The sequence below is a fragment of the Chloracidobacterium sp. D genome (genome assembly GCF_018304685.1).
Taxonomy (GTDB): domain Bacteria; phylum Acidobacteriota; class Blastocatellia; order Chloracidobacteriales; family Chloracidobacteriaceae; genus Chloracidobacterium; species Chloracidobacterium thermophilum.
This window is the reverse complement of record NZ_CP072634.1, coordinates 1,967,346-1,983,911: the sequence shown is the minus strand read 5'-3', so window position 1 is coordinate 1,983,911 and position 16,566 is coordinate 1,967,346. Positions and strand designations below refer to the sequence as shown.

Genomic DNA, 16,566 nt, shown 5'->3' with positions numbered 1-16,566 from the left:
TGGATTTGAGGCAATGCCAGCCAGACATCTACCGTGCCGGCGGGCACAAAGGGGGTTCGGATGACCAGGACGACAAACTTCCAGGGATGGGTACTCACCGTGGGACTGCTGCTGGGGGTTCTCGCCGGCGGGTGGTGCGCCCCGGCCACCGGGCAGATCAGTTGGGGGCGGGGCAAGGAAAGAAAGCCCATGCTGCCCAACCCTTACACCTTCAACGTGCCGCGCGATACGCTGCTGGATGCCATCCGGCAGGTGCTCAGTGACCGCGAACTTGTCCTGGATGAAAAACTGAGCGCCGAAAAGCCCGGACGCCTTGTGACCAAACCGGTCATTTTCACCCGTGGCGCGTTGACTTCCGGCGCCAACCTGGAGTTCATCGCGCGCCGTCCCGGTGGAGGGAACTTCACCTGGGTACGCGGGCGCTACGCCTTGGAACTGGAAGCCCTGCCGCTTGATCCCCAGCGCACCCAGTTGACAGTTTATGCCCGCATCGAAGGGGAGTATCAGACGGAAACCGGTGGCGTCTGGGTTGAATGCCCATCCAAGGGCATCAAGGAAAATGAAATCCTCGAAGCCATCATCAAACACCTCAACGGCGAATCCTGATGTTTGTACTCAAAGCCCTCGTCAGCCCTGGTTTCCTCATGCCGGCCGCCCAGTGGTCGTTTATTGCCGGCGTGACGCTGATAGTGTTCTTTGTCCTGCTGGCTCTGGTGTTGCTGTGGGTGGCCTGGCAGAGCCTGCGGGCTGCCCCTGACCAGCGGGACATTGGCGATGATGGATTGCTTGGAATCGTCTCCAGTGAGGCACCGCCTGCGCCGACGCTTGTCGCCGAGACTCCTGTGGGGGCTCCGTTGTCTGTCCCACCGGTCGCACCCGTCCCAGCCGCTCCGGCAGCACCATCGCCTGCCCTGCACTCTGCCCCGGCTTCAGCTCCAGTGCCAGCGCCGCCGGAAGCTGTGGCAGAAGACATTGCCGCCTACTGGTCAGGATCAGAGAACGCTTCGTCCGCCCCGGCAACGTCCTCGCTGGCGCCTCACGCCGCGCCGGTTCTCCCGGTTGCAATCCGCCCGAAGGCCACGAATGACCAGCCTGTGCGCCCACCGGCCCCAGCGTCTGAAGGCGGCGTCCACCCTGCTCCCCTGCCTGACCCGGACGCGGCCACAACGCCCCTGACGCCTGCACCCGTGGCCGGGGCTTCCACCTCTGAACCTTCCTCCACCCCATCGGGTTTGCTTGCCGAGGACATCCGGGCGCGACTGGCACCGTCACCCGCACCACCTCCGGCTTCCCCAAAGACAACGGGCCCAAAGACAACGGGCCCGCTGGGCAGCCGCCCGACGGGTTCATTGCTTCCGCCACCTGTGCCACCCGCGCCTGAGCCGGAAACCATACCGAATCCTCCGCGCGCCGGTTTGACCGAGCGGCTTCCCGTCCAGCGGAAGTCCCTGCGCCCACCGGCAGCGGCACCGAAGGCAACGCCAGACGCGGCAGCCCCCCCGAAGCCGGCACCTGTGACGCCAGCGACCTCGGCCGCGACCACGGCCGTCATTACGGCCGCGGAAACTTTGGCCCTGAGCTGGGAAGCCAGGGATGCCGCCGTCACGGACCAGCCCCGCCCTGATGCTTCTGCTCCGGCGGTGGCACCGCCTGCACCGCCGCTACCGCTGCCCGTGCAGCAGGTGCCGGCCGTACGCCCGCAACCACCGGCCGGGACGTTGCCACCGGCCGGGTCGCCGTCCGCGTCTTCAGTTGCGCCACCGCGCTTTCTGGCCGATGACCGCCCGACCGGGATTCGGCGCGAGGCAGCCTGGCTTGGGGTGAGTCTGGTGGTGTATGCCGTCGTACTGGGCGGGTTGGTTGTCGTCTTTTTCCCCACCGTGCGCCATTGGCTGCTGCCCCCGGCCTGGGCGGAGCGCGTGGCCGCCATTCCACGCGCCCTGGGGCTTGAGTCGCCGCCTCCGCCGCCGCTTCCGGTCAAGCAGGTGGAAGTGCGGCAGTATGCCAACGCCTATTCTTCCGCGCCGAAGGGAGCCGGTGGAAAAGTCGTCCGTATGGTCACGATTGCCGGTCTCGTCAAAAACATCACCAACGAGACGCTCTATGAACTGCGGGCCGAGATTGAGCTGTATCCCCGTCAGCCGGAAGGCGCACCCCCGGAACGCCGCACCATCTACCTTGTCCCCAACCGGCTTGAACCCCAGCAGGAAGGGCGCTACACCCTGACGGTTGCTGATGCGGAATATCGCCAGTCGTCGCTTAAACGGATCGTGACCGGCGACGGTAAGGACATGAAAGAAGTCCCGGCTGTTTTCATCCAGGGAACGTTTACCCCGTCGGGCGAAGCCGAGACCAAACCGGCAACTGCCACGCCCACTGCGCCGAACCGGCAACGCTGAACCCGCGCACCAGACCCGATGATGGAACTGCTCAAATACCTCCTCGATCTCATCCTGCACCTCGACAAACACCTCAACGCCCTGGGCGGTCAGCTTGGCGGTTGGTTGTACGTCCTGTTGTTTCTGGTGATTTTCTGCGAAACCGGCCTCGTGGTGACGCCCTTTCTGCCCGGCGATTCGTTACTGTTTGCCATCGGCGCCCTGGCCGCGACACCCGGCAGCGTGCTCGATGTTCACCTCGTGGTGGTGGCCCTGAGTGTCGCCGCCGTGCTGGGGGATACGGTCAACTACTGGATTGGCAAACGGGTTGGGCCGGCCGTTTTCCGCAGCGACACGTCACGCCTTTTTGACCGGCGGCATCTTGACCGTACGGCGCGCTTCTATGCCAAATACGGCGGGAAGACCATCATCATCGCCCGTTTCGTCCCCATCGTACGGACGTTTGCCCCCTTCGTCGCCGGCATTGGCGCCATGCACTATCCACGGTTTCTCATCTACAACGTCATCGGCGGTGTGTTGTGGATTGCCTCGCTGACCTACGCCGGCTATGCCTTTGGCAACATCCCGTTCGTCAGGAAGAACTTTTCACTCGTCATTCTGGGGATTATCGTCGTATCGGTGCTGCCGGCTGTCATTGAAGTGCTGCGCGAGCGATGGAGACCGCGCCCGGCAGCCGAAGCCCCCCCGACGACCACCCCGCTGGCTTCTTCTGAAAGAGTACCGTGAGTGTCTCAACCCCTTTCGTTGTTTTTCACCATCGGCGACGTTCCTGGCTGTTTGGTGTCGCCGGTTTCCTCTGGCTCATCGTGGGCGCTGCTTGTGGCGGCAAAGCGCCGGATACACCGGCTTCAACTCCTGCATCCCAACCGGCTGCACCGACGACTTCCGGTGAGAAGAAACCGCGTGTGGCGCTTCTGAGTCCCGGCCCCATCAGCGATGACGGGTGGAATGCCTTTGGGTACGACGCCCTCAAGATCATCGAGAAAGAGCTGGGTTGTGAAGTGCGCCAGCAGCAGGTCAATGACAGTCCAGCCGACCGCGAGCAGGGCTTCCGGGCCTTTGCCCAGGAAGGCTTTGACGTGGTGATCGGCCACGGCGGCGAGTTCACCGATCAGGCCCTCGCGGTTGCCAAAGACTTTCCCCGGACAACCTTCGTGGTGACGGCCGGCGACAAAGCCGCACCGAATGTCGTGAGCGTCGTGTTCGACACTGGGCAGGCTTCCTATCTGGCCGGAGCCATTGCCGCGATGATGTCCAAAACGGGGCGCATCGGGGCCATTGGTGGACAGAACATTCCGGCTTCGGCGCGCAACCTCTATGCCTTCCGCAACGGAGCGCGGGCCATCAACCCCAAGATAGATGTGATGATTGCTTTCATTGGAAGCTGGACGGATACGGCTGCCGCGCGCCAGCAGGCTCTGGCGATGATTGACAAAGGGGCGGATTTTCTCATTCACGACTGCGATGCCGCTGCGGCCGGTGTCTTTCAGGCCGTCAAGGAGCGTAACATCCGCGCCTTTGGGATGCAGAAAGACCAGTCCCATCTGGCCCCTGACCACATCGTGGGCAGTCCGACCAGCAACCCGCAGGGGCTGGCTGAAATTGTCCGCCGCATCCTGCAAAAAGAGCAGAAGGGTGAAGTCGTGCATCTGGGCATTCGGGACAACGCCGTTGGCTTTGCCATCAAGAAAGGCTTCATTCCAAAGGAAATCGAAGGCAAGCTCAACGGTCTGACCCTGGCGATTCAGAAAGGCGAGATTGACGTTTTCAAGGAGCAGCCGTAACTGTTGGCCGCCTTTGCGCTTCACGACATCTCCAAGCGGTACGGAACCGTGCTGGCGCTGGATGGGGTTTCCCTGACGCTCCGGCCGGGACAGATTCACGGCATTCTGGGCGAAAACGGCGCCGGAAAATCCACGCTTCTGAACATCCTGTTCGGGGCGGTTCAGCCGGACCGGGGGCGGATTGAGCGGGATGGCCGTCCGCTCCGGCTGACTTCGCCCCGGCTGGCGATTGCTGCCGGGATTGGTCTGGTTCACCAGCACTTCCACCTGGTTGACAGCTTTACGGTGCGTGAAAACGTCCTGCTCGGTGAACGGACGCCAGACCGTCCGCGCCTGGACCGGTTGGCAGCACGGCTGGGGCTGTGGGAGGTGCTTGATGTCGCCGTCGGCGGGCTGCCGGTGGGCGTGCGGCAGCGCGTTGAAATTCTGAAGGCGCTCTATCGCCAGGCCACGCTGCTGCTGCTCGATGAACCGACGGCCGTTCTGACGCCGCCCGAAGTGGAGACGCTGTTTGACCTGCTGCGCGAGTTGCGCGCGGCCGGCGCCGGTGTTGTCTTCATCACCCACAAGCTCCGTGAGGCGCTGGAGCTGTGCGATACCATTACCGTGCTGCGGCAGGGGCGGGTAGTGGCCGAATATCCGGCATCCCAGGTGACAGCCGATGTGCTGGCAGCCGCCATGGTGGGCGAGCACCTGGCTTCAGCCGCCCTGGGTCATAGCGCCACAGCGCCACCGGCAGAAACGGTGCGCTTGCGCGTCGAAAACCTGACCGTACCGGCTGACGGCAGCCGGACAGCCCTGCACCGGATTTCGTTCGAGGTACGGGAGGGCGAAATCTTCGGCATCGCGGGTGTGGATGGCAACGGGCAGACTGAACTTGCCGAAGCCCTGGTGGGTTTGCGCCCGATGCAGGGAAACCTGTGGCTGGATGGTCGTCCGCTACCGGCTGGACGCCGGGCGCGCCTGGCGGCCGGGTTGCGGTACATCCCGCCTGACCGGCGGCAGGCTGGTCTGGCGCTTGAGCTGTCGGTGGCCGAAAACGTCATTCTGGGAGACGAACTCGCACCAGACTGGCGCCGGTGGGGCGTGCTGCTCGACCGAGCCGCCCTGCGGCAGTACGCCGGGACGCTCATCCGTGACTTCGACATCCGCACCCCACATGCCGATGCTCCGGCGGCGGCGCTTTCCGGCGGCAACCAGCAGAAGCTGCTTGTGGCGCGGGAACTGGCTCCGCGGCCACGGGTTCTGGTGGCCGTCAATCCGACCTGGGGCGTTGATGTGGCCTCAGTGGCCACGATTCACCGGGCCCTGCGCGGGGCCTGCCGGCAGGGGCTGGGGCTGGTTCTGATGTCAAACGAACTCGACGAAATCCAGGCACTCTGTCAGCGGTTTGCTGTGCTTTACCGAGGGCGACTGTCAACCTCTTTGACATTTGACATCCCACCGGCTGATCTGGGCCGGCTCATGGCCGGCGACGGTCCGACTTGGGAACGCTATGGCCGCCGGGATTGAGAAGTGGCATCCGGTGGGGCGGACAGTTCTGGCGCTGCTGGCGGCTCTGGCCGCCGGGATGCTTGTGCTGCGGGTGGCCGGCTACGCGCCGTTGCCGGCCCTGCAGGTGATGTTCCAGTCGGCGTTCGGGAGTCCGTTTGCCGTGGCCGATACGCTGGTCAAAGCCACACCGCTGGCTCTGTGCGGGCTGGGGGTCGCACTGTCCTTTCGGGGCGGGCAGTTCAACATTGGCGCCGAGGGGCAGATGTTGCTCGGTGCGTTGGCAGCAGTGTTTCTGGGCGTGCGGTTGGAAACGCCGTGGGCGGTCGGACTGGTGCTGGCAGCCTCCATCCTGGCCGGAAGCGCGTGGGCGCTCGTGGCGGCCTGGCTCAAGACCACGCGCGGCGTCAATGAAGTCATTTCAACGCTGATGCTCAACTTCATCGCCTTCTGGCTGGTGAGTTGGTTGGTTCACGGGCCGCTCCAGGAAGCCTCGAAAGGGTATCCGCAGACAGAGTTGGTGTCCGAAGCCCTGTGGCTGACGCGCTGGTTGCCCCCGACCCGTCTGCACAGCGGTACGCTGTGGGCGCTGGTTTTGGCCGTGGTCGGTTATGTCTGGCTTTTTTACACTCCAACCGGCTTGCGCTTGCGGGTGGCCGGAAGCAGCCCGGTGGCCGCTGCGACGGCAGGCATTGCGCTGCACCGGATGACCTGGCTGGCGTTGGCTGTGGGCGGCGGGTGCGCCGGGTTGGCCGGCGGGGTGGAAGTGCTCAGCGTCAGTCACCGTCTCTATGAACAGTTTTCGCCGGGGTATGGCTACATGGCCGTAGCTGTGGCCCTGCTGGCCCGCCAGCATCCGCTGGGGGTGATTCCGGCTGCTGTGGCCTTTGGGGCGCTGGAAGTCGGCGCTGCTGGTTTGCAACGGGCCGTTGGGGTGTCGGCCGGGTTGGCCGGCGTCATCGAGGCATTGGTCATGCTGGCCGTCATTCTCGCCGGACGGCGTGACGTTGCCGCCTAGCGTCTTCAGTGGAGCTGGACTGTGCCGGGACATCGTTTCTATGCACCGTCAGAAAACTTTACGGCGACTTCCGTCCAGTTGGCGGAGGATGAAGCGCACCATGCTGTCCATGTTCTGCGCATCAGAGTGGGCGAGGTGGTAACGGTCTTTGATGGGCAGGGGCAGGTGTTTCAGGCGACAGTGACCGAGGCTTCAAAGCGTGGCGTACGGCTGGCGCTGGATGCGCCACTCCCGGCGCTTGGCGAATCCCCACTTGATCTGACCTTGGGTGTGGCGCTGCTCAAGGCGGACAAGTTTGAGTGGGTCATCCAAAAGGCGGTTGAACTTGGCGTCACCCGTATTGTTCCGCTGGTGACGCGCCATGTTGAACCGGGTTTGATTCGTGGCGCTTCAGAAAAACTTGAGCGTTGGTCACGCATCAGTCGTGAAGCCACAAAGCAGTGCGGACGGGGCTACCTGACGCCCATTCTGCCACCGCAGCCGGTTACAGATGTGCTTTTGTCGGGAGGTGTCAAATTCTTTTTCACCGAACGGCAGGGAAATGGTTGGGCTGCGGTCGTCAGCCGGTTTCCGGGTCATCTGCCAACGGTTGTGGCCTTGGTGGGCCCGGAGGGTGGCTGGAGCGAGGACGAGCGGCAATTGGCTGAGGCGCAGGGAGCGCACGGCATCACGCTGGGGCCGCGCATCCTGCGGGCTGAAACGGCTGCTATACTGGCCGTGGGCTTACTCCAGACAACCTTTGGTGATGTTGCAGGTCAGCCGCTATGACCGTCTCCACAAGGCTTGACATCGCTGTGTTTGGTCAGTGCCGGGCGCTGATTGGTCAGCCAACGGCCTCGGTACAGGTCAGCGTACCCACGACGGCAGCCGCGGTCCTCGCTGCGGTCTGCCGGCAGTATCCGCAGCTTGCGCCGTTTGAGGGCAGTTTGCTCGTCGCCGTCAATGAGGAGTATGCACGGCCCGACACCCCCATTCGCGCCGGGGATGACGTGGCCGTTTTCCCACCCATTGCCGGAGGTTGAAAGCCGGGATGATCGAACATCTGGATAATGGCGATCTCGTCGGAATCGTGGCGGAACCTATCGAGACCCAGGCGGTCGTCCGGCAGTTGGTGCGCGAATGTGCCGGCGCGGTCGTGACGTTTGAAGGCGTTGTGCGGGACAACCTGCACGGACGGCGGACGCGCCACCTTGACTATGAAGCCTACATCCCGATGGCGGTGAAGATGCTACGCCGGGTGGCTGCGGAAGCGCATGTCAAGTTTCCTGACATTGACCGTGTGGCACTCATCCACCGCATCGGGCGACTGCATGTTTCGGAGACCAGTGTCCTGGTGGTGGTGACCGCTGCGCACCGAGCCGTGGCGTTTGACGCCTGCCGTTTTGGCATTGACCGCATCAAGACAACCGTGCCCATCTGGAAGCACGAATACTTTGAGGATGGCGACGTGTGGGTGGAAGGCGTTCGCCCATCGCTGCCGTAGGCGTCAGCCGCCCCATTCGCCAGTACGGGCAGTTCCGGGAACTGCCCCTACCACTCGCCACTCGCCATTCGCTGTTCCCCACTCGCCACTCGCTACTCACCACTCGCTGTTCCTAGCCCCGGACAGCTATCTGCTCCAGGTAGAGGGCAATGCGGGCGGCAACCGGACGGCCGTCGGCCCGGGTCGCCGGGCGGAACGTCATGCTGCGCAGGGCCTGATTGACGGCTGCCACCAGTGACGCATCGGCTTCGGGTTCAACGACATCCACACAGCGGGCTTCGCCGGAAGGGGAGATTTCGGCGATGACGAGCATGCCCTCCGGTTGACCGGCCAGACGGGCTGGCAGCGTGTCAAATCCCTTGCCACTGGTGAGGTAGGGGCGTGTGGCGGTTGGGGTGAGGTCGCCGACGAAGCGGTGGTTTGCCTTGTGGGGGACATACACGAGGGCGTAGTCCGGTTCGGTTGTGAGGTAGTGGAGCGGCTGCCAGACCCGGATGGACAGGCCCCCAAACAGGAACGTGGCCACCGCCAGCCCCAGTCCGTAGCCGATGAGCCGGGGGTGTTCGGTCAGCCACAGGGGCCATTTGCCCGGCTGCCGGCGGCGGGTTGCTTCCACGTCAAGCGCCGTCACCATGCGCCGGTGAAGGTGTGCCGGGGGCGTCACTTCGGGCAAGGCAGACAGAAGGGCATCGAGATCGGTGGGTGTATCGTTCGTCATGTGCTTGCCGTTTTCCTTCAAGCCGGAAGGTTGAGTGCCGCGCGGAGCATGGCGCGGCCCCGGGCGATGCGTGATTTGACCGTGCCGACGGAGATTTCCAACGCTGCGGCAATGTCTTCGTAGCTCATGCCACGGATGTCCCGCATGACCACCGCCACCCGGAAGTCAAACTTGAGCCGGGCCAACGCCGCCAGCACCTGCGCCTGACGCTCCCGCCACAGGGCCTGCTGTTCCGGGTCGGCATTGGGGGCAACAAGGGTTTCAGACAGTGACGGCGTCGAAGCTTCGGTTTCGGCATCGAGCGAAACCGTGGCTGTCTGTCGCCGGGCCCGCCACCACCGGCGATGGTTGGCAGCGCGGCGGATGGCAATCCGGTAGAGCCAGGTGCGGATGTCGCAGTCTCCGCGAAAGCTGCCGGCGCCGCGATAGGCGCTGAGGAAGGTTTCCTGCAGGACATCGGCCGCGTCATCGGGGTTGCCCAGCACCCGCAGGAGCAGGTTGTAAAGGGGCTTCTGGTGCGCCGTCACCAGCACTTCAAACGCGGCGTGTGAGCCGGCGCGAATTCCATCCAGCAACTCACCTTCCGCCGTGGAAAGCGGCCGGGCGGTTTCCGATGACCCTGTGGCCACCGTGTCTGCTGGCAGTGAAAGTGGGAGCGGAAGTTCGGAAGCCGATGACATGGAAGCGCTCCAAATGAAGTGCTGGCAGCCAGCCTTGGGTGCAATGCAATGGCGTTGACACCTTTGGGCGCAAAAGGTTCCCGAAAATTGCTGGCGCTGGCACTGGCATCACACCTTCGGCACTGTCAGGTTACGCATCGGCTGTGTGGGTGCTGAACGCCGGAAGCCGGGCGAAGGCTGGTGTCAGTTGGCCTTACAGTGTAGCCAAGATTTTTCTTTTCAAGAATTTAGGTTGTCCATACAAAGCCGCCACAGGTCTGGCACGCCACTTGCTCCAGCTCAAGGGCAGGAACGTCATCACCCACCGCGAGGCTGTACTTCCCGTGATTGCGCTGTTTCGCCGTACCTTCCTCATCCTGCTTGTCCTGCTGGCTGTTCTGAGCGTGGATGCCTTGGCGCAGACCGGTTCCGGTTCTGTCCTTCCAACCGGAACGGTGAAGAAGACTTCCGGGAAAGTCTCCGGCAAGAAAACGGTACGGAAAAAGGTCCGCCGCCGGATGATGCGCAACGGTGGGCGGAAAGCCGTACGAAAGGCCACCTTCGGTTCACAGCCGGTTGCCCGAATCCGGTCTGGCAAAACCCCGACGGGCGTTGCCGTGGCGACGCCGAAAGTCACCACCGCCCTGGCTGCGGCTCACCTGACCGGCGAAGCGCCAACGGCGACAACCGAGCAGGTGCAGTATGATCTGGCCGGCTATGTGGCGACGGCAGACGGCACACCGGCCCGGATGTGGCGCAGCCGCGAGTACACGGTACATTCTCCCTACGCCTACGTTGGACGCATGAAGTTCGGTGAGAACTGGGAGCACGTGTGGGTGGAAACTACCGGAAACCTGCTGGCCAGCGCCGTCACGGAAGCTTCGGCCGAACCGATGCCTGACATTGCCCGGATGATGGAGCGTTTTCCTGACGGTGGGTTGGGCGTGGTCATCGCCGGGTGGGATGAGTTTGCCCCGCCGGCCGAGCCGGCCGTTGAAGTTGTGGAGTTTGGCGATCATCAGCCCGGCATAACGCGCTAAGCAAGGCGAAACAGATTCAAGAAAAACTTTTTAGCTTGAACGTAGCCGGCCACAGGCGTGAAGGTGTAATGTAGCGCCGCATCCAGAAATTCTGCTCCGGCCGTTCAAGACCATGCTCCCACACGTTTACCATCTGCACTGGGTCCGGCTGCTCGGCTGGGCACGTTGGGTTTTGCCTGTCCTGTGGCTGGTCATTGCCGGTGGAGGGCTTCCGGCGGCAGCCCAGTCGGGCGTCGTTCTGCCCGGTGATGAAGCCAGGCCCGATCCCACCCGCATCGCCCTGGATGACATGCGGGTGGACATCCGCATTGATCAACAGTTCGCACGGGTGCGCATTGTCCAGATTTATGCCAACCGGACAAATCAGCCGTTGGAAGGGAAGTACATCTTCCGGCTGCCGACGAGTGGAGCCATTGCCGATTTTGCTGTTTGGGATGGTGATGTGCGGATTCCGGGCGTGATGCTCGAACTGCCGCGTGCCCAGGAAGTTTACGCCGAACTCAAACGGCAGGCCATTGATCCGGGGTTGGTCACACAGGAGGACGAAGCCGGTGGGGCCACGGCCTTTACCGTCCGTCTCGTGCCCATTCCGGCTTACGGCACCAAGCGGGTTGAGCTGGAATATGTCGAGGCTGTGCCGGTTGCCGGATTGCGGTCGTTCTTTTCGTTGCCCTTCAAACCTTCCCAGTACGGCCAGCAAGCTGTTGGCAGCCTGTCTATTCGCGTGGACATCACCAGCGGTTTCCCACTGGTGGGATTCCGGCAGCGCGATACGGCTTACCCGCTTCAGGTCACGCCGATGGGCGTCAACCGTGTGGTGGCCGAATATCAGGGCGCAGGCGTGGCGCTGACCCAGGACCTGGCCTTTGACTACGGACTCGATGTGTCCCGCACCAGTGCGAGTCTGATTGCGTATCGTTCGCCGGAGCCACTGCTGGCCTATGACCTGCGTGATCCCAATCGGACGAAGCCGGATGAGGATGGCTACTTTGAAGTGTCGGCCCTGTTCAACGAGCGGGGGCAACCGGTCAGTGACTTCGGGCGCACGCCAGCGCCGCCACGGTCGGTCGTGGTGATGCTGGATACGTCGCTTTCGATGAACTTTGAAAAGCTCGACCGGGCGTATGAAGCCTGTAGTCTCTTTTTGAAGTCGCTGCGCCCCGAAGACCACTTCAATCTCGTGCTGTTCAACGACGACGTACAGGCCTTTTCCGAGACACCCCAGACCGGAACGGCGGAGAACACGACGCGGGCGCTGGATTTCATCCGGCGCAGTTACCTGAGCGGTGGGACGGACTTTGCCAAAGCGCTCCAGCGCGGACTGGCGCTGGCGAAGGTTCTGCCGGGGGATGAGCGCACCCTCATCCTGATTACAGACGGCAATCCGACACTGACGACCACGCGCGGCAACCGGCTCATCCGGGACTTTGCCGAAGCCAATGCCAAGGGGGGCGCGCCGGTGCGGGTTTTTGCCTTTGGCGTGGGCGCGGACGCCAACCGGGAATTTCTCAGTGAACTGGCGCGGGTCAGCCGGGGCGTCAGTGAGTTCGGGCGTGAAACGGACGATCTGACCTTCCGGCTGGATGCCTTCTTTGCCAGGGTCGGGCAGCGTCCGGTTGAGGGTCTCAAGCTGCGCCTGAGTGACCCGGACAATGCCTACGCGGTGTACCCTGCCGAGGAAACAACCGGTTATGACGGCTCGCGGGTCAGCTTCATAGGGCGCTATCGGCGACCGGTGGCGCAGGTGGAATGTACGGTCAGCGGCACCCAGGCTGGCCGGTCAGTCACGGCGACGGCAACCGGGGCCTTGCCGGAACGCGATGCCACACACAGCCACTTGCCCCGGCTGTGGGCGCAGGAACGTATCAGCGCCCTGCTGCGCCGGATGGCGCTCGATGGCGAAGACGAGGCACTCATTGCTGAGGTCATTGCGCTCTCGAAGAAGTACAACATCGTCACACCGTACACGGCTTTTCTGGCCGCGCCACGGGCGCTGCTGCGCCCACGGGTCATCAAGCCGGGTGATCCGGTGCTGCGCGTACGGACAGACGCTTCGATTCGCTCGGTGGTCGCCGTCTTTCCCTTTGGCTTGGTCAAACCGCTGACCTATCTCGCTTCGGAAGATGTGTGGGAAACCCGTTTTCTTGCTCCGAAGACGATGCAGGATGGGCGTTACCGCTGTCGGCTGGTGCTGACCGATGCCCGCGGACAGGTCTTCCAGGAGGAAAAAGGTTTTACGATTGACAGCCGTCCGCCGCAGTTGCAGGTGACGACCAAGCCGACGCCGGCCCGCGCCGGTGAGGACATCGAGGTTCTGGTGGCGGCCGATGCCGATACCCGGCGCATTGCCGCGCGGTTGGCCGGTGGGTTGCCCGTACCGGTCAGGTGGGACGCCCAGCGCAAGACAAACGTCGGGGTGTTACGGCTGCCGCCGGGGCTGCCTGCTGGGCGGTACGTCCTGCTTGTGACGGCGGAAGACTTTGCCCACAATGTCGCCAGCCGGGAAGTTCCGCTCGATGTTTTGGGCAACTAGCCAAACCCGTTTGTAAAGCTGGGTGGGACGTTCACGCCGGGCGAACCCGCAGGCCTTACTGGACGAATGCACCGCCGTCCACGGTGAGGCCGACGCCATTGATGAAGGATGCGCCTTCGGAAGCGAGCCACAGGATGGCGTTAGCGACTTCTTCTGGCTTGCCAGCCCGTCCCATAGGGTGGGCGCGGAGATACTTGGCCAGCAGGTCGGGCGGAATGTGCTCGCCAGTCGTCATTGGCGTTTCAATGATGGACGGGCACACGGCATTGATGCGGATGTTGGACTTGGCATACTCCAGCGCCGCCGTCTTGGTCAGACCGAGTACGGCATGCTTGCTGGCGGCATAGGGAGCAAAGCCCGAAAAGCCCACGAGTCCTGCCAGTGAAGCGACATTGACGATCCGCCCGCCGCCCTGTTTGAGCATTTGGCGGATTTCATACTTCATACACAAAAAGACACCGCGCAGGTTGACGTTCAGCACCTGGTCGAAGCGGTCTTCGTCGGTGTCGTGCAGGGGGGCCGGTGCGCCCAGAATGCCGGCATTGTTGACGGCAACATCCAGGCTGCCGAAGGCGTGCACGGCGGTTTTGACCAGATCGGCGACGGCGTTGGCATCGGTGACATCCACGACGGCAGACAGGGCCTGCCCGCCGGCGGCTTCAATCCGGGACACCGTTTCGGCGCTGCCTTCGGCCTGCCGGTCAGCCACAAGCACCTTAGCGCCAGCCGCCGCAAAAGCCAGGGCCGTGGCCCGCCCGATGCCGGATGCCCCGCCTGTAACGAGAACAGAGGTGTTGTAAAATGTCTGCATCATCGTGGGAGATTGGTCTGGAGGTGGATAACCGCAGGTTGATTTTCAGAAGCTTGTGATTCGGCAATGACCCGGCAAAACGGGCGAACCTTTTGGTGTCTTCCGGCGTCCTGAAAAGATGCCGGCGTTTCTGCGCAGGGCAGGTTTTAGCCAGCACCCACGGTCAGCACCTATGGGTGTTGGGCTTCCGGGTTGTTGATGAAAGGGGGAATCCGCCATGCAAGTCAAGTCGCTGACATTCACATTTCCACAACTGCCTGAGATCACGTGGCCGAAGGAAGCTTTCCAGCGTGCCATCGAGTTTATTGAAAACACTTATCATCGTATCTTTGGGTGCTGGCACACGAATATGAGCCGCCCCTTCACAATTGACCAAGAGACCTACCGGATGTGCCTCAACTGTGGCGCGCACCGGGCCTTCGACACCCAGCAGTGGAAGATGGTTGGACCCTACTACGTCCGGCGTCCTTCCACCAAAACCATCTACCGTCCGACATTGGCACCGGTCAGATCGCCAGCCGTGACAACGGTCGATCAGCTACCTGCCAGTCGCCGTCATCTGCGGCGCGCGGCCTGAGACAACAGCTTGCCGCCACCAGGTGGCAAACCACTAAGCACCGACCTAACCGGTCGGTGCTTTTTGCTTGGTGGGCTTTTGCCTGAGCGTTGGCTTTTGGGTGGCGTTTGGGGCCGGCCGTTCGATTGGGCTATCGTTTTGACGTGCAGCCCCGGCTGTCTGCCAGAGAAGTGCTGGGGGAAACTTCGTAACCAGGTACAGGCTGTCATGCTCATTCGCCAGAAAGCGTGTCGGAGTGGATGGTGGTTGTGGGTTGGGGTGTGTTGGTTTGCCTTGGGGACAACGCCTGTACTCGCCTGGAACCAGGCCGGGCATGCCACTGTCGCTGCAATTGCTTATGGACAGTTGCAGCCCCGCGCCCGGGTGCGGGTGGCGGCGATTCTCAGGCAACACCCGGAATATGCCGAGTGGACGCGGGACGTACTGCCCGAACAGGCTCCCTTCATTGCCTTCCTGAGTGCTTCCTACTGGGTGGATGACATCAAATTTGACCAGCGGCAGGGCTTTTCCGACCGCGAGCCGCCGCCGAGCACCCATCCGGCGTACCCGGACATGCGGGTTCACGGGACATGGCACTACGTCAACCGTCCGCTGGCAGCGCCGGGTGTCACCATTCCGCCCGACTTTCAGATCGTCGCCCCGGATGGCGGCGCGCTGGGGAAAATCGTCGAAATCGAAGACATCCTGCGGCATAGCCCCCCTGACAGTCCCCGGCAAGCCTACTATCTGGCCTGGCTGATTCACCTGGTAGGGGATGTCCATCAGCCACTCCATACGGTGGCGCGTTGCTCAAAAAACAATCCCCAGGGAGACCAGGGGGGCAACCTGTTCATCGTGCGTCCCACGGCCGGGACGCCGCTGGATGGGCCGCGCAAGCCCAACCTGCATGCGTTCTGGGACAATGCCGCCCTCGACACCTTTTCCCTCCCGGCAATCCAGGCACTGGCGCAGGAACTCAGCCGGAAGCGTCCGTCACGGCAGCAGATCGCTGCGCCGCCGGTACGCTGGCTGGATGAAAGTACCCAACTGGCGCGGGACCTTGTCTATCAAGCCGGACAGGACGACACCCCGGAGCCGCCGGTGCTTTCCGACGCCTACAAGTCCAGAGCGCACACTGCGGCCCGGGAACGGGTACGCCTGGCCGGCTTTCGGCTGGCGGCTCTGCTCAACCAGCTCTATGACCGTCCCTGACGTCCTGCCCTCGCTGCCGCCGCCGCGCAAGCGGTTCGGTCAGCATTTTCTGCGTGACAGACACCTTCTGGCCCGCATCGTCGCGGCAGCGGAAGTCGGCCCGGATGACCTGGTGGTGGAAATCGGACCCGGACGCGGGGCCCTGACGGAAGTGCTGCTGGAGCGGGCGGCTGGCGTCATCGCCTTTGAACTTGATCGCGATCTGGCGGCCTGGCTGTCTGTGCGGTTTGCCGACCGGCGCTGGCGTCTGCACGTCGGCGATGTTCTGGAGGCTGACCTGGCGGCCTGTGTGACCGAAGCCGGTGCAGCGTGGGGTCTCACTTCAGCACCCGTCAAGGTCGTGGCCAATGTGCCTTACAACCTTTCAACGCCAATCGTAGAGAAGCTGCTGGCCGCGCGTCACCTCTGGACGGACATTGTGCTCATGCTCCAGCGGGAAGTCGTGTGGCGGCTGGCGGCCGCGCCTGGCACGAAAGACTATGGTTATTTTTCCGTCGTGGTGCAGGCGGCCTGTGAAGTGACACGGTTGTTTGACGTTCCGCCGGGCGCTTTTCACCCGCCGCCAAAGGTGATGTCGTCGGTTGTCCGCCTGACACCGCGCCCGGTGGCCATCGTGCCGCCGGAGTTGATGCCGTATTTCTGCCGAGTCGTCAGTGTTGCTTTTGAGCAGCGGCGCAAAATGCTGGGTGGAAGTTTGATGCGGCTTGGACTCTCACGTACAGACTTGCTGGAAGGACTTGCCCGGGCCGGCATTGCGCCGGAGAGACGCCCGGAAACGCTTTCTGTCGAGACGTTCGTGCGTATAGCACAGGAGCTGGCGGCAAGGCTGCCGTCTGCTGGCACATCGCAGGAGGGGGCTTGA

Annotated in this window: 17 protein-coding genes; 14 read left to right on the top strand and 3 right to left on the bottom strand. The window is 63.1% G+C overall.

The features are described 5' to 3' along the window. The first annotated feature begins 60 nt into the window (after window positions 1–60). From J8C01_RS08350 to J8C01_RS08310, 9 genes are read left to right on the top strand one after another with little or no spacing between them, the layout of a single operon-like run. Complete coding sequence (locus J8C01_RS08350; RefSeq protein WP_014100177.1) at window positions 61–606, top strand: hypothetical protein; 546 nt, start codon at window positions 61–63, stop codon at window positions 604–606. After that, window positions 606–2,399, top strand: a complete 1,794-nt coding sequence (locus J8C01_RS08345) for a hypothetical protein (protein WP_211431610.1) — start codon at window positions 606–608, stop codon at window positions 2,397–2,399. Before J8C01_RS08350 ends, J8C01_RS08345 begins: the two co-directional genes overlap by 1 nt. Before the next feature lie 21 nt (window positions 2,400–2,420). Further along, entirely contained in the window at window positions 2,421–3,125 is a 705-nt protein-coding gene (locus J8C01_RS08340) for a DedA family protein (protein WP_211432705.1), read from the top strand. After that, window positions 3,122–4,183 carry a BMP family protein gene (locus J8C01_RS08335; protein WP_211431609.1) on the top strand — a complete coding sequence of 354 codons (1,062 nt, stop codon included), beginning with the start codon at window positions 3,122–3,124 and terminating at the stop codon, window positions 4,181–4,183. Before J8C01_RS08340 ends, J8C01_RS08335 begins: the two co-directional genes overlap by 4 nt. A gap of 3 nt (window positions 4,184–4,186) precedes the next feature. After that, window positions 4,187–5,695 carry an ABC transporter ATP-binding protein gene (locus J8C01_RS08330; protein WP_211431608.1) on the top strand — a complete coding sequence of 503 codons (1,509 nt, stop codon included), beginning with the start codon at window positions 4,187–4,189 and terminating at the stop codon, window positions 5,693–5,695. Further along, a complete protein-coding gene (locus J8C01_RS08325) occupies window positions 5,679–6,692 on the top strand; it encodes an ABC transporter permease (protein WP_211431607.1) in 1,014 nt (337 codons plus the stop codon). The genes J8C01_RS08330 and J8C01_RS08325 overlap by 17 nt, the downstream gene beginning before the upstream one ends. 21 nt (window positions 6,693–6,713) lie before the next feature. After that, window positions 6,714–7,460 (top strand): 16S rRNA (uracil(1498)-N(3))-methyltransferase, encoded by a 747-nt coding sequence (locus J8C01_RS08320; RefSeq protein WP_014100171.1) that lies wholly within the window; start codon window positions 6,714–6,716, stop codon window positions 7,458–7,460. Continuing rightward, on the top strand, window positions 7,457–7,714 hold the full coding sequence (locus J8C01_RS08315; protein ID WP_014100170.1) for a MoaD/ThiS family protein: 258 nt from the start codon (window positions 7,457–7,459) through the stop codon (window positions 7,712–7,714). The genes J8C01_RS08320 and J8C01_RS08315 overlap by 4 nt, the downstream gene beginning before the upstream one ends. Before the next feature lie 8 nt (window positions 7,715–7,722). Then, entirely contained in the window at window positions 7,723–8,175 is a 453-nt protein-coding gene (locus J8C01_RS08310) for a molybdenum cofactor biosynthesis protein MoaE (RefSeq protein WP_014100169.1), read from the top strand. A 112-nt stretch (window positions 8,176–8,287) separates the two neighbouring features. Here the strand turns inward: J8C01_RS08310 and J8C01_RS08305 are convergent, their stop codons facing one another. Together J8C01_RS08305 and J8C01_RS08300 are read right to left on the bottom strand one after the other, a co-directional pair. Further along, complete coding sequence (locus tag J8C01_RS08305) at window positions 8,288–8,893, bottom strand: energy transducer TonB (protein ID WP_211431606.1); 606 nt, start codon at window positions 8,891–8,893, stop codon at window positions 8,288–8,290. Between the two features lie 17 nt (window positions 8,894–8,910). Then, complete coding sequence (locus J8C01_RS08300; protein WP_014100167.1) at window positions 8,911–9,573, bottom strand: RNA polymerase sigma factor; 663 nt, start codon at window positions 9,571–9,573, stop codon at window positions 8,911–8,913. A 269-nt stretch (window positions 9,574–9,842) separates the two neighbouring features. Between J8C01_RS08300 and J8C01_RS08295 the strand changes: the two genes are divergently transcribed. Next, window positions 9,843–10,592, top strand: a complete 750-nt coding sequence (locus J8C01_RS08295) for a hypothetical protein (protein ID WP_211431605.1) — start codon at window positions 9,843–9,845, stop codon at window positions 10,590–10,592. Window positions 10,593–10,704: 112 nt separating this feature from the next. After that, window positions 10,705–13,125 carry a VIT and vWA domain-containing protein gene (locus J8C01_RS08290; RefSeq protein ID WP_211431604.1) on the top strand — a complete coding sequence of 807 codons (2,421 nt, stop codon included), beginning with the start codon at window positions 10,705–10,707 and terminating at the stop codon, window positions 13,123–13,125. 55 nt (window positions 13,126–13,180) lie between these two features. Here J8C01_RS08290 and J8C01_RS08285 read toward each other — a convergent pair whose 3' ends face one another. Beyond that, window positions 13,181–13,939, bottom strand: coding sequence for a glucose 1-dehydrogenase (locus J8C01_RS08285; RefSeq protein ID WP_211431603.1), 759 nt, complete (start codon window positions 13,937–13,939; stop codon window positions 13,181–13,183). Between the two features lie 214 nt (window positions 13,940–14,153). On the opposite strand from J8C01_RS08285, the gene J8C01_RS08280 reads away from it, so the two are divergent. From J8C01_RS08280 to rsmA, 3 genes are all read left to right on the top strand, one after another. Beyond that, on the top strand, window positions 14,154–14,513 hold the full coding sequence (locus J8C01_RS08280) for a hypothetical protein (protein ID WP_014100163.1): 360 nt from the start codon (window positions 14,154–14,156) through the stop codon (window positions 14,511–14,513). 207 nt (window positions 14,514–14,720) lie between these two features. After that, window positions 14,721–15,704: a S1/P1 nuclease gene (locus J8C01_RS08275; RefSeq protein WP_041569163.1), complete on the top strand. Its 984-nt coding sequence runs from the start codon at window positions 14,721–14,723 to the stop codon at window positions 15,702–15,704. After that, window positions 15,691–16,566, top strand: coding sequence for a 16S rRNA (adenine(1518)-N(6)/adenine(1519)-N(6))-dimethyltransferase RsmA (rsmA, locus tag J8C01_RS08270; protein ID WP_211431602.1), 876 nt, complete (start codon window positions 15,691–15,693; stop codon window positions 16,564–16,566). Before J8C01_RS08275 ends, rsmA begins: the two co-directional genes overlap by 14 nt.